The sequence below is a fragment of the Streptomyces sp. NPDC032721 genome (assembly GCF_055579625.1).
In genome coordinates this window covers 202861-215498 of the sequence record NZ_JBVIMX010000004.1, presented here as the reverse complement: position 1 = coordinate 215498, position 12638 = coordinate 202861, and the positions used below count along the sequence as shown (strand labels likewise).

11 protein-coding genes are annotated in these 12638 nt (G+C 68.6%); 5 read left to right on the top strand and 6 right to left on the bottom strand.

What is annotated here, in order from left to right; translation table 11 throughout:
* Positions 1–158: 158 nt before the first annotated feature.
* Entirely contained in the window at positions 159–1247 is a 1089-nt protein-coding gene (hisC, locus tag ACZ5PB_RS11215; RefSeq protein WP_468689907.1) for a histidinol-phosphate transaminase, read from the bottom strand.
* A gap of 383 nt (positions 1248–1630) precedes the next feature.
* On the opposite strand from hisC, the gene ACZ5PB_RS11210 reads away from it, so the two are divergent.
* The 3 genes from ACZ5PB_RS11210 to ACZ5PB_RS11200 all read left to right on the top strand — a co-directional run bounded on the left by ACZ5PB_RS11210 (position 1631) and on the right by ACZ5PB_RS11200 (position 5402).
* Positions 1631–2752, top strand: a complete 1122-nt coding sequence (locus tag ACZ5PB_RS11210; protein WP_468689905.1) for a LacI family DNA-binding transcriptional regulator — start codon at positions 1631–1633, stop codon at positions 2750–2752.
* A gap of 215 nt (positions 2753–2967) precedes the next feature.
* A complete protein-coding gene (locus ACZ5PB_RS11205; protein ID WP_468690280.1) occupies positions 2968–4395 on the top strand; it encodes a metallophosphoesterase in 1428 nt (475 codons plus the stop codon).
* Between the two features lie 182 nt (positions 4396–4577).
* On the top strand, positions 4578–5402 hold the full coding sequence (locus ACZ5PB_RS11200; protein WP_468689903.1) for a hypothetical protein: 825 nt from the start codon (positions 4578–4580) through the stop codon (positions 5400–5402).
* Between the two features lie 153 nt (positions 5403–5555).
* On the opposite strand, the gene ACZ5PB_RS11195 is transcribed toward ACZ5PB_RS11200, so the two are convergent.
* The gene (locus ACZ5PB_RS11195) at positions 5556–5684 is read right to left on the bottom strand and encodes a hypothetical protein (protein ID WP_468690291.1); all 129 of its coding nucleotides are present in this window, start codon (positions 5682–5684) and stop codon (positions 5556–5558) included.
* Between the two features lie 77 nt (positions 5685–5761).
* On the opposite strand from ACZ5PB_RS11195, the gene ACZ5PB_RS11190 reads away from it, so the two are divergent.
* Positions 5762–7324: a recombinase family protein gene (locus ACZ5PB_RS11190; protein ID WP_468689901.1), complete on the top strand. Its 1563-nt coding sequence runs from the start codon at positions 5762–5764 to the stop codon at positions 7322–7324.
* A 138-nt stretch (positions 7325–7462) separates the two neighbouring features.
* Here ACZ5PB_RS11190 and ACZ5PB_RS11185 read toward each other — a convergent pair whose 3' ends face one another.
* The 4 genes from ACZ5PB_RS11185 to ACZ5PB_RS11170 form a co-directional block, all read right to left on the bottom strand.
* Entirely contained in the window at positions 7463–8911 is a 1449-nt protein-coding gene (locus ACZ5PB_RS11185) for a replication initiator (protein ID WP_468689899.1), read from the bottom strand.
* Positions 8912–9047: 136 nt separating this feature from the next.
* Positions 9048–9779, bottom strand: coding sequence for a DUF2637 domain-containing protein (locus tag ACZ5PB_RS11180; RefSeq protein WP_468689897.1), 732 nt, complete (start codon positions 9777–9779; stop codon positions 9048–9050).
* Between the two features lie 52 nt (positions 9780–9831).
* Positions 9832–11226, bottom strand: a complete 1395-nt coding sequence (locus tag ACZ5PB_RS11175; protein WP_468689895.1) for a P-loop NTPase family protein — start codon at positions 11224–11226, stop codon at positions 9832–9834.
* Between the two features lie 134 nt (positions 11227–11360).
* Complete coding sequence (locus ACZ5PB_RS11170) at positions 11361–11729, bottom strand: SCO3933 family regulatory protein (protein ID WP_468689894.1); 369 nt, start codon at positions 11727–11729, stop codon at positions 11361–11363.
* A gap of 159 nt (positions 11730–11888) precedes the next feature.
* On the opposite strand from ACZ5PB_RS11170, the gene ACZ5PB_RS11165 reads away from it, so the two are divergent.
* The gene (locus ACZ5PB_RS11165; protein ID WP_468689892.1) at positions 11889–12326 is read left to right on the top strand and encodes a GntR family transcriptional regulator; all 438 of its coding nucleotides are present in this window, start codon (positions 11889–11891) and stop codon (positions 12324–12326) included.
* The last annotated feature ends 312 nt before the right edge of the window (positions 12327–12638 follow it).

The following is a 12638-nucleotide window of genomic DNA, read 5'->3' as shown; positions in this document are numbered from 1 at the left end:
ATCTTGGGACGAACGGGGACACGCTTGTGAACGCGTTCACATTCACAAGCATTATGTCGCACGCCCATTCGGGACCTCCAAGGGGGGTACCCCCTAAAACGCGAGGTGCCCCCACAAGCCGCACACGGCTCGCAGGGGCACCACCCGCCTCGGAGCGCTCACAGCTCCTTGCGGAACGCCTCCGCCGTCTTGAGGAACAGGTCGCTCGCCTCGACCTCACCGATCGTCACCCGGACACCCTCACCGGCGAACGGCCGCACCACCACACCTGCCTTGTCGCAGGCCGCCGCGAAGTCCACGGTCCGCTCCCCCAGCCGCAGCCACACGAAGTTCGCCTGCGTCTCGGGCACCGTCCAGCCCTGGCCGACCAGCGCGTCGTACACCCGCGACCGCTCGGCGATCAGCGCGTCCACCCGTTCCAGCAGCGCCGCCTCGGAGCGCAGCGAGGCGACCGCCGCGTCCTGTGCGATCTGGCTCACACCGAAGGGCACGGCCGTCTTGCGCAGTGCCGCCGCCACCGGCTCGTGCGCCACCACGAAGCCGATCCGCAGGCCGGCCAGCCCGTACGCCTTGGAGAAGGTCCGCAGCACGGCGACGTTCGGCCGGTCCCGGTACAGCTCGATGCCGTCCGGCACCTCTCCGTCGCGGATGAACTCCCGGTACGCCTCGTCCAGTACGACCAGGACGTCGTCCGGCACCCGGTCGAGGAACCGTTCCAGCTCGGCCTTGCGCACCACGGTGCCGGTGGGGTTGTTGGGGTTGCAGACGAAGATCAGCCGGGTCCGCTCGGTGATCGCGTCCGCCATCGCGTCCAGGTCGTGCACGTCCCCGTCGGTCAGCGGCACCGGCACCGCCGTCGCGCCACTGATCTGCGTGATGATCGGGTACGCCTCGAACGACCGCCACGCGTACATGACTTCGTCGCCCGGACCCGAGGTCGCCTGCAGCAGCGACTGCGCGACACCGACCGACCCGGTGCCGGTCGCCAGGTGCGAGACGGGCACCCCGAAACGCTCGGCGAGCTCGTTCATCAGCTCCGTACAGGCCATGTCGGGGTAACGGTTCAGGCTGCCCGCCGCCTCGACCGCGCGCTCCATGACGCCCGGCAGCGGGGGGTAGGGGTTCTCGTTGGAGGACAGCTTGTACGCCGCCGGGCCTTCGGCGTCCGCGGCCGCGGCAGGCTTCCCGGGCTTGTACGTGGGGATGCCGTCCAGCACCGCGCGCAGCTTGGGGCTCGTCTCGCTCACTTCAGGGTCCTCCTCGACCGTACGTACCACCAATACTGCTCACCATATGAGGATTGGGCGGCGCTGCGAAGGGGCTGTCGGGGCCGCTCGCCGGCCCTGCCCGGCCAGGGCGCGATGGGAAGGGGGCGCGCCCCCTCCGATCTCGCGCGCCGGTGGCTCACGCCGTGGCGCGCGTCCCTCGAAGTGGTGAGTTGAGACCTCCCCGAAACATCGGGCAGGTACCGCACGCACACCGCCAGTCGCGCGCCTCAAGGGCGCTACTCCGCCCAACTCCCTTGACTTCCATGGTCGATGAACAGGTGGGCCCATGCAGAAACGTGCCTGTCAATCGGCGCATATGCGCGGAGCCCAACCAGCCCTCGGCGCCCTACTATCGGCTCGCCATGACAGCAGCAGGGAACCATCAGGTGAGCCGGACCGAGACACCCCGGCGAGGCAGTCGGCCAGAACGTGCGGGCATCCGGGATGTCGCCGCAGCAGCCGGTGTCTCCATCACGACCGTGTCCGACGCCCTCAACGGCAAGGGCCGGCTCCCGGACGCCACCCGCCGCCACGTCCGCGAGGTCGCCGACCGGCTGGGCTACCGCCCGTCGGCCGCGGCCCGCACGCTCCGTACCGGCAAGTCAGGCCTCATCGGCCTGACCGTGACCACGTACGGGGATGAACCTTTCACCTTCACCGAATTCGCGTACTTCGCGGAGATGGCCAGGGCCGCGACCTCGGCCGCGCTCGCCCGCGGCTACGCGCTGGTCATCCTCCCCGCGTCCTCCCGGCACAGCCCCTTCGACGTGTGGCAGAACGTCGCACTCGACGGGACCGTCGTCATCGACCCCTCCGACGACGACCAGGTCGTCACCGAGCTCATGCGCCAGGGACTGCCGGTCGTCTCCGACGGCCGCCCGTCCGGGGCCCTCCCGGTCACCGCCTGGGTCGACAACGACCACGAGGCCGCCGTACTCGAACTCCTCGACCACCTCGCCGACGCCGGCGCCCGCCGCATCGGCCTGCTCACCGGCACCACCACCGACACGTACACCCGTCTCTCCACCACCGCGTACCTGCGCTGGTGCGAGCGGGTCGGCCAGGATCCGGTGTACGAGTCCTACCCGGCGCACGATCCGTGCGCGGGCGCCGTCGCGGCCGACCGGCTGCTCGCCCGCCCGGACCGCCCGGACGCCGTCTACGGACTCTTCGACCCCAACGGCACGGACCTGCTGGCCGCCGCCCGGCGCTACGGGCTGCGGGTCCCCGAGGACCTGCTGCTCGTCTGCTGCTCGGAGTCGACGGTGTACGCGACGACCGAGCCGCCCATCACCACCCTCTCGCTGAAGCCCCGGCGGATCGGCACCGCCGTCGTCCAGCTCCTCATCGACGCCATCGAGGGACTCGATACCGGGCACCCCATCGAGCAGGTGATACCGACCGAACTCATCATCCGTACCTCCTCCCAGCGACGCCCACCGCGCACCACGGTGAGCGCCCCGCGTTCGCCCTCGGGGGACTGAAGGAGGGCTCGTGGGGGCGGTGGCGGGGACCGCCCCCACGATCGGCACCGGTACCGATCTCCGCAATCCGGACGAAACAACCGGTGAACTGCGGGTGTACCCGGATTCACCACCCCTGGTGCCTCACACAGTGCGGGCCGCATTCCTATGATGGGCGCACGACACGGCGGACCACCGGGACCAGGTGGGATTCCAAGGTGTACGGCGGCGCGACGGTGGTGGAGGGGTCAATGACTCAGGGGGCCGGTCAGGGACCCGCAGTGCGTACGGCGACGTTGCGGGATTTCCGGGTGCCTCCTTACGCCCAGGCTCCCGTCGCGACGTACGACGCGGAGCAGGTGTACGACCAGGAGCAGGCGTACGGTCAGGAACCGACGTACGGCAGGACACAGGGGCAGGACGGCCAGGCACAGGGCCAGGCACAGGGCCAGGGGCAGGGGCAGGGGCAGGCACCCGAGCGGGGACTCGTCCCCGAGCAGGGGCGGCCCGTCGAGCAGGGACGGCCCGCCGAGCCCGTGCACGTACCCGAGCCGGTGCAGGCAGTACCCGAACCCCTCTACGCACCCGTACCCGAGCCGGCACAGGCAGTACCCGAACCCCTCTACGCACCCGTACCCGAGCCGGTGCGTGCGTACGGCGTCGAGGGCGAGCACGGCCAGGCCGACCCGGGCGCCGACGAGGAGCCCGAGGGCTACACGCCCACCCAGCGCGACCTCCCGGTGATCAGCCGCGAGGACCGCGCGGGCGCCGGCGGCCCCGGTGACACCCAGCGCATCCCGCAGCCGGACTTCGCGCCCGCGCAGGACGGCGAGGGCCTCGGCCCGCTGTTCGTCGTCGGCGATGTGCACGGCTACCTGGTGGAGCTGTTCGACGCGCTGTACGAACAGGGCCTCATCGACGACGAGGGCCACTGGGCCGCGGGCAACGCCCGGCTCTGGTTCCTCGGCGACTTCACCGACCGCGGCCCGGACGGCATCGGCGTCATCGACCTCGTGATGCGGCTCTCCGCGGAGGCCGCAGCGGCCGGCGGCTACTGCAAGGCCCTCATGGGCAACCACGAACTGCTGCTGCTCGGCGCCCGCCGCTTCGGCGACACAGCCGTCAGCTCCGGCGCGGGCACCGCCACCTTCCAGGCGGCCTGGCTGCTCAACGGCGGCCAGAAGCACGACATGGAGCGCCTCCAGGACGTTCACCTGCAGTGGATGGCCCGGCTTGACGCGGTCGCACTGGAGGACGGACACCTCCTGACCCACTCGGACACCACCGCTTACCTGGACTACGGCAGCACCATCGAGGACGTCAACGACACGGTCCACGCCATCCTCACGCGCAACGACGCGGACGAGTGCTGGGACGTGTTCCGCAAATTCACCAAGCGTTTCGCTTTCCGTGACGAAGGCGGCGCGGATGCCGTACGGGAACTGCTCGGCGCATATGGCGGCGAGCGCATCGTCCATGGTCACAGCCCGATCCCGTACCTGCTCGGCGAGGTCGGCGGCGACGACTCCGAGGACGGAGAGGGCAGCTCGGGGCCGGTGGTCGAGGGTCCGCACGTGTACGCGGACGGGCTGGCGATCGCGATGGACGGCGGCGTGACCATGGCCGGAAAGCTACTGGTCGTTCAACTGCCCCTGAATGACTGAGCGTGACAGGGGAAGAGGTACATCCTACGAACATGCTCCCAGCGCCGGACCAATTTCCGGAAACCCCCTGTCACCCCGTGCCGTAGGCGCTCTACCATCGGGTTATCCGTAGCAGGCTCTCCTCCGTTTCCGCCCAACTGCCCCACCGAAGCGGGCAACCCGGCCCTACGGAGCATCGGGGGATGCACATGAACAGCGCTCCGCACCTGCTGGCCGAGGACCGCCCGGAGTTCGAGCGGACCCTCGACGATGCACTGCGCACCGCGCACGAACGCCCGGATATCGCCGTACTGGAACAGCGCCTGAACAGCGAGCAGTTGCGCACCGCCGCGCTTAACGCCAGAGAGATAATCGCCGGCCACGCCTCGGCCGAGTACGACCACTACGTCAAGGTGCGCGGCGAGCTGCGCACCCCCACCCTGCCCGTGGCCGGAGCCCTGCTCCCGCCGGGCATGGGGGAGAACGCGGAGACTACGGGCGCGGGCGCGGTCGCCGTCGTCGCCGTCCTCACCCCCGTACTGGCCGGCATCGCGGCGGTGGTGCTGCTGCTCATCGGCTATCTGCTGAGGATGCTCAAGCCCGAACCGGCGGCGGCCGAAGCCCTGTTGACCGCGGGCTGGGTCTTCGGCGCACTGACCGCGGCGGGCCTCCTGTGCGCGGCGATCGGACTGCTCTTCACCGCCCTGCGCAACGGCTCGACCGCCGTCCCCGTCAGCCACCACGACAACAGCACCGAGGAGATCGACCGCGCCAGGGAAGCCTGGAAGCACGCCCTCCTCGAACGGGGCATCCTCCCCTTCCTCCGCGAAGCCCTCACCCAGCCCCCGGCCCCCGCCCCAGAACCACGCCCCCAGCCCGGCCGCATCCCCGGCCTCGGCTACTCCCGCCCGGACTTCAGCAGCCCCAGCGAAAACAACAGCCACAACGGCCACCCCACCCGCCCCAGCTTCTCCAGCCCGGACTTCTCCAGCCCCGACTACGGCGGCCCGGAGCACAAGCCGGAGTAGACGGCGGCAGGCGGCCGGACGTACCTGGGAGGGGTCCGGCCGACATGAGTACGTCGGCCGGACCCGGCGCCCCTGGGGCCGGACCCCGCAGGGCCAGTCCGCGCAGTGCTGGTCCGCGCAGCGCGAGTCCTCGCAGCGCTAGTCCTCGCAGCGTTAGTCCGCGATCGGGAGGTAGACCCGGTTTCCGGCTGCGGCGAATTCCTTGGACTTCTCCGCCATTCCTGCCTCGATCTCCTCCGGGGTGCCGCCGTGTTCGCGCCGGATGTCCTGCGAGATCTTCATCGAGCAGAACATTGCTAGATGACACACATGCTAGGTTGCTCCCCGATTTGCGTCAGGGAGCCGACCAAGGGGGACACATGGGCACCCGCGAAGAACTCGTCAGCAGCCTGAGGGGCATGCCGGCCGAACTGCCAAGCGTCGCCGAGGTCCAGGCGATGCTTGCCACCGATCCCACGTTGAAGTGCGTCGTCTGCTACGCCCGTATCTCATTCGACGGCCGCGCAAAGGACGCGCACGGCATCGAGGACCAGCACCGCGAGCTGACCACGAAGGCCAAGAACCTGAACTGGCTTGTCGTCTACCGGTATACGGACAACGACAAGAGCGCCAGCAAGGAAGAGGTCATCCGGGATGACTTCGAACAGATGCTGGTGGACCTCACCGCAGGACGCACACCCGAGGGATACCCCGTCCATGGCGTGATGGCGATCAACGACGACCGGCTTTACCGACGCCCAGGCGACTGGGAACGCTACCTCCGAGCCTTCACGGGGCACCCTGACCGCGTCTACTACGACTCCAACGGGCCCCAGGACCTTTACGCCGAGGGGTTCGAGGTGAAGGGACTGGTGGGTGTCGCCATGTCACTAGCCGAGACGAGGAAGAAGCAGAGGCGGAGCAGGACCAGCCACCACAACCGGGCGATCCGAGGACAGTCGGTTTCCGCATGGCGACCGTTCGGCTGGGATGACGACAAGGTCACCCTCCGGCCCAGGGAAGCAGACGCCATCAGGCGAGCGGTGACGGACGTGATCGCCGGTGCTTCCATCAGTGAGGTCACCGCGGAATGGAAGAAGGCGGAGTTCGTGACCGCCAAGGGGAACCCGGTCCAGTACGCGACCGTGAAACAAGTCCTGCTGAACGCCCGACTCTGCGGATACCGCGAGATCAAGGGCGAGCTGGTGAGGGACGACGACGGGCAACCCATCGTGGGTGAGTGGGAATCCATCATCACGCCCAAGCAATGGTTCGCCGTGGTGGCCACGATCAAGAAGCGAGGTCGGGGCACGGGCCAGCCTCGCGGCGGACTCGTCCACAAGTACCTGCTTACCGGCATCCTGCGATGCGGAAGCAAGTTGTCCGACGGAACCTCCTGCAACAACAAGATGATCGGCATCAAGGCGAACGACTGGCTCACCTACAAGCATGCGTACATGTGCAAGAAGACCGTGGATGGTGGCTGCAACAAGACGTACAAGCGGGGCGACGAGACGGACAAGCACATCGAGCGGCTTGTGAGAGCCAAGCTCAAGAAGGATGCCGCAGCCGCCACCCGCGAGGTCCCTGACTGGTCCAGGGGGGATGAGTTGGAATCGGCTATCGGCCGACGTAACGCACTCGAACAGCGCTGGCAGTCGGGCCAGATCGACGATGAGACGTTCTTCCGCAACCTCCCCGCGCTCGATGCGCTTGTGAAAGAGCTGCGGGCCGACTACCGGAAGCACTTGGAGCTGCTAGCAGCCGCCGAGGCTGCCACGGCAGACATTGACGCTGAGTGGGAGGGAAAGACCCTCACCCAGAAGCGAGAGATGGTCAAGAGTGTGCTTCACGCGGTGATCGCCGAACCGAGCGGCAAGGGCCGAAAGCCATTCGACGTGTCGCAGCTCAGGCCGGTGTGGCGCTCTTCCGAGTCAGGGTGACACCAAGGATTTCGCCGATACGTCGAAGCTGACCATCTCCAAGCGGCGGGGCATCGCTCAGACAGCGTTCAATCCAAAGGTCAACAGCCGCCTCGTCGCAGGTCAGACTCTTCGCCGCACTCGGCTCCACGACGGTGGTCACTGCCACACCTCTCCTTCTGTCTTGGCCCGTTCCTTGATCTGTCGGGCTTGGTCGATTTCGTGGCGGGTCTGTGTGGCGAGGAGTCGTTCACCGGGCCGGTAGCCGGTGGCGAGGTAGGCCCAGGAGGATTCGGTGACGAGGGTGGTTTCGTCATGGCCGGTATCGGGGCGGTGCGCTTCGGCTTGGGCGGTGCGCCAGGCACGGCGGACGTCGCGCAGTGCGCCGAGGGTGGTGGAGTAGGCGCGGGATTTGGTGGAGAAGTGGCCCCGGAAGCCGAGCATGTGGGCCCACTTGCGGAGCTTGAGGTGGGCGAATTCAGTGAGGCCGCCCAGTGCCCAAGCGGTGCGGATCATCTGCCGGACGTGCCGGTGAACGGGCAGCTCCCGGAGCGGTTCGGCTTGTTGCGTGCCGTCGCAGTCGGGGCAGATGTCTTTGATGCGTCCGCCGACGGTTCCGCGTCCCTGACAGGTGCGGCAGATCAGGGTGCGGTCGACGGTGCCGGTTCCTTCGGCGCTTTTGGTGGCGTACTTGGCGACGTAGCCCGCCACGGACTGATCCGTGTACTGGCCCTCTCCGAAGGCTTTGATGGGGCGGCAGTCGAACGTGCGGCCCCACCGGATTTCGTGGTCTCCCACGGTGTCGGAGGACACGGTTAGGGACGTGGTCTTGACTGTCTCCTTAGCGGCGTTCTCCAGGGCCTCATAGGTGGCCCAGGCGGGGGGCGGGGTGGTGTGTCCGTCGGGGCCATCGAAGCGGACGACGGCGTGGAAGTGGACCAGGCCGCGTTTCTGGTATTCGGCGACCTTCGCGAAGGACAGCCGCAGCGACTCCTTCAACTGCCACATTTTCAGCCCGAGTTGTTTGGCGAGGATGCGGCGGAAGTAGGTGGTGAAGAGGGCCCAGAGCTGGGAGGCGTGCGCGTTCCAGAGCACGGCCCCGACGTAGTCGTAGGTCCGGGGGCTCAGGGGGGTGCCGAGTTCGGGGGCGTCGTCGGGGTGGGTGGTGCCGCAGCGGCAGCGGCGGGTGGTGTTGGTGGTGGGCTGGTTGTGGACGGGGCCGAAGGAGGGGGCGGTGAAGGTGAGGAAGGCGCGGGGGTGGTCGCGGACGGTTTCGGCGACGTTCTTGCCGCCGGAGAGTCCGGCCTTGATCAGGTGGTAGGTGTCAGCGGCGTAGAGGCGGGAGCAGGCCGGGCAGCGGGAGGAGCGGCGGTTGCCGCAGGTCGTCAGCAGGCGTCCGGTCGGTTCGTCGGCGGTCGAGTAGGAGCGGACCACTTCCCCGGCGGGGGTACGGGTGAGGGTGTGGCCGGTCAGGTTGATGGGGCCGGTGCAGCCGCGCAGGTGGCGGACCTGTTCGGTGACGCGGTCGAAGTTGGGGTTGTTGGCAAGGTCGAGGAGGTCACGGACGGCGGGACTGATGACGTGGCGCAGGTCGAGGGAGCGGCCCATGAGCAGTGGTGTCCCTTCCGGGTTGGGGCCCGGCGGGCGGCACCGGGCAGGTGGGTGCCGCCGCGCGGGCATGACGAACCGGGCCCAGGCGGGCGCGGGGTGTGGGGGGGCCGGGCGGGAGTGCCGGCCAGGGGGCTCAGCCGTTCAGCGCGGCGTGCGCGGCTGAGGCGAGCGGGAGGCTGACGCCCAGTCGGGCCTTGAGCTGGGGAGTGGTGATGGGCTCCCCGTGGGTGGCGGTGTGTGCGTCCGCGATCTGTCGCGCGGCGTCGAGGAGAGCCGCAGGCACCGGGGCCGCCGGAGCGGGCACGGCCGCAACTGCCGGAGCGGGGATGGCCGGTGCGGGCGGGGCCACGGCGGGAGCCAGGGCCGGGGCAGGCTCAGGGGCCGGGGCGGGCGCCGGGGGTTCGTCGGTGTGGTCGGGTTCCGGCAGCACCACGGGGGCCGGGGCCGGTACGGGGTCGGGGGTGGCGACGGCATGGAAGTGGCGCAGGAGGGTGGGGCCGACCGCTCCCCAGCCCAGGAGGAGCAACGGGGCGACCGCGTCGACGCAGGCGCGTCCGTAGTGACCGGCCAGGATCGGTTCGGCGATGTTCAGGGCGAGGGTGAAGAAGCCGGAGACGTGCATCAGGCGGGTTGCGCCGGTGAGGTCTTCGGCGGGGACGCCGCGCAGGGACAGGTGCCGCAGGGCGACCAGGAGGCCGACCACGGACAGGTCCACCATCGGGGCGATTAGCGGGGCGACCGGGCCGGGAACACCGAGGCGCAGGGCCAGGTTCCAGACGTTGCCGAAGGAGAACACGAACGCGAGGAGCGCGATCACGGCCATGACCACGGTCACCGTGCGCTGCGTGATCCGGTCTTGTGTCATCGGGGGTTCACCTCCTTCCAAGGGGTGTTTGGCAGGGTGGCGCGTGGGGTGGTCAGGCGGCTTCCGGGAGGGCCTTGGACCAGGTCACCGTGCGGTCGCTGGTAAGGAGTTCGAGGAGGTGTCCGGGGTCCTGGTTGAGGTGGGCGGTGTCCTCGGCGATGCGGGCGGTGTGGTCGTCGGCGACGTAGGGGGTGCGGACACGGACAAAGCCGGGCCGTCCGTGGGCGTTCATGACGCACACCCCCACATAGACGGAGTCCTGAAGGGTGACGGGGTTGGCTTCGGGCCACTGGCGGATGTCGTCTCCCAGGGCCGCCACGGAAGCCTCCACGGTCTTCTGCGCGAAGGACAGGCCGACCGGGCACACGTCGCGGATGAAGGTGGGGATCGCATCCCCGGTGGTCTTCTGCGTGATGATCACCGTGAGAAAGCCCAGCGCCCGGCCCTTCTTGGTGAGGTCTTCCACCAGGCGGGCGTTCTCGGCGGCCAGCGCCGCGAGCTTCTTGGTCTGCGGGTCGTTGCCCTTGTAGTCGCGGAAGTACGTGTGGGCTTCGTCGATGATGGTCACGATCAGCGGCCATTCTGCGGTGGGCCCGGCGTGCCAGAAGTTCCGCACGCCCCGCAGCCGCTTCTGTGAGGCCGAGCGCTCCCGCCGCAGCTCCACCAGGCGCTTGAACTCCTTGTTGGCCGCCTCCAGGTCGTCACCCGTGAAGGCGTACAGACGCGAGACCACGTCCGCGTAGTCACCCTCGTAGGCGTTCGAGACCTTCCCGTCGAACACGTTGAACTGCACCACCCCCGACGGGGCCCAGTCGCAGATCAGCCGGTTGACGGCGGAGGTCTTCCCGAAGCCGGGCAGCCCGGCCATGGTCACCCCGGGCACATCTGCGAGAGGGATGCACACGGGCATGCCGAACTCGTCCACCCCTAGCTCCCACACCGCTACTTCCTTCGGCTCACGACCCGTCGGGGTATGGGTGGTCGGGGTGATCAGCGGGTCCACCCGCACGGCCCGGATCAGGACACTGCCCGGCTTGTCGGGCAGGACGGAAACGCGGGTCATCCGCCAGGCATCCGCGAGGTAGGGGGCGGCTTTCTGAAACTCCTTCAGGCCCACCGTCGGCAGGCACTTCGCCCACGCCATGATCCCGAACTCATCCGGGGTGACCTTGATTCGGGGCACCAGGATGCGGGGCTTGGGCTCCTTCTCCCCACCCGCGAGCTGGGCCAGAGCACTCGGCATGCGGTCGGTGACCGACAGGTTCGCCATCCGGGCCAGCCGCCGCCAGGACCAGCGGATACGCGCCGCCTGCCGGATGCTCCGGCGTGTCATCGGGGAAGCCCGCACGTACCGGACCACCCACACCACCGACCACAGGGCGAGCAGGATCAGGCCGATCCCCACGGCCCCGTTCACCCACCCGAAGGCGTCATTCAATGCGTTCACGATCATTCCTCACACGTTGTCGTTCAAGGGAGTTGGGGCGGGAGGTCCGCCCGTCGCCGGGACGGCGCAGCCAGCCGGGCCGCGAACGCGGCGGGTGGCCAAGTGCCGTCCCGGGCGAGACAGATGAACCGGGGTCAGGCCGCCGCGTCCTGCGTCACGGCCGGAGCCTCCGCCAGCTCCAGGGAGGCGCAGCGGAAGGCGACACCCTCCTGAAGGGAGTCGTTGAAGATCCGGGCCCACGGAATCGCGAACAGATCCACCGGCTTCACGAACCGGCCCGGGTGCAGGCCGTTGGGCAGACCGCCCGACGGAACGGTGATTTTCATAGCCTCCGCACGCTCGTCCTCCATGAGGAAGAGCGTCACCGTGAACATCGGCTGACCCGTTTCGCGGTCCAGAGCACGCAGACCGTTCTCCTGGTCCTTCCACTTCGGCACCGGCAGCGTGCCGACCATGAAGGCCGTGGACGGCAGGAAGCCGACGCGGATGAAGTTCATAGCCATGAGGACAGAGCCCTTCCAAGAGGTTGCGGACCGGGGTTCCGGCGCCGCCCCCAAAGAGAAACACATGGACTAGTACATGTGCAACAACCATTTGAAGGAGTGGCACTGCTTCATGTGCGTTCTGTAGGTAAGGCAGCCCTGCCCCCGTATCCTGGGACAGTGAAAATCGACCTCGAAGACGACTCCCGTCCCGCCTACGTCCAGGTGGCCGACTACCTCCGCAGCCAGATCCGCAGCGGCGAACTGAAGCCGGGCGACAAGATCCCCACCTCCCGGGACCTCCAGGAGGAGTTCGGGCTTGCCAGCGCCACTGTGCAGAACGCGTTCCGCGTACTGAAGGGCGAGGGGCTCATCTACAGCGCCCAGGGACGCGGCAGCTTCGTACGCTCCACCGCCACCACCCACGAGCCCGAAGCGCCGGCCGAAAGCACCGAGTCGTCCATGGAGGCAAAGCTTGCCGCCAACGAAACGCAGGTAGCCCTGCTCGCCGCCCAGGTCGCGGACATGCGCCAGCAGGTCAATCAGCTGAATGACGCGGTCCTGGGGACGCTGGAACTGATGAAACAGATCGGCGAGAAGATCGGAATCGACGACTGAGGTCCAGTCGCGCCCGCTCCAGCACTACCGACAGCTCCGCCACCTCCACAGCCAGACGCGTCAGCTCGCCGTCGAGCTTCGCCGTCGCGGCTTCAAGCCGCACCATCCTGGACTCGTTCACCAGGCCCCGCCTTTCCTTGCTCTGATCTCCCCGTTCACGCCACCACGTCCCGCTGACCGGTGAAATGCCCCGGCCCGCCCGGCGGTCGAGGACTTCGAGTCCTCCCGCCCCGTGGTCACGCGACTTCCTCTTGCGTCCCGCACCACGGGCCTTTCACCTGCTACAGGTCCCGAGAATGCGGAGGGTGTGAC

Bases quoted from the DNA above. Each gene is read 5' to 3' on its own strand.
- ACZ5PB_RS11210 (WP_468689905.1), top strand. From the start codon at position 1,631: ATGACAGCAGCAGGGAACCATCAGGTGAGCCGGACCGAGACACCCCGG.
- ACZ5PB_RS11200 (WP_468689903.1), top strand. From the start codon at position 4,578: ATGCACATGAACAGCGCTCCGCACCTGCTGGCCGAGGACCGCCCGGAG.
- ACZ5PB_RS11195 (WP_468690291.1), bottom strand. From the start codon at position 5,684: ATGAAGATCTCGCAGGACATCCGGCGCGAACACGGCGGCACCCCGGAG.
- ACZ5PB_RS11190 (WP_468689901.1), top strand. From the start codon at position 5,762: ATGGGCACCCGCGAAGAACTCGTCAGCAGCCTGAGGGGCATGCCGGCC.
- ACZ5PB_RS11185 (WP_468689899.1), bottom strand. From the start codon at position 8,911: ATGGGCCGCTCCCTCGACCTGCGCCACGTCATCAGTCCCGCCGTCCGT.
- ACZ5PB_RS11180 (WP_468689897.1), bottom strand. From the start codon at position 9,779: ATGACACAAGACCGGATCACGCAGCGCACGGTGACCGTGGTCATGGCC.
- ACZ5PB_RS11170 (WP_468689894.1), bottom strand. From the start codon at position 11,729: ATGGCTATGAACTTCATCCGCGTCGGCTTCCTGCCGTCCACGGCCTTC.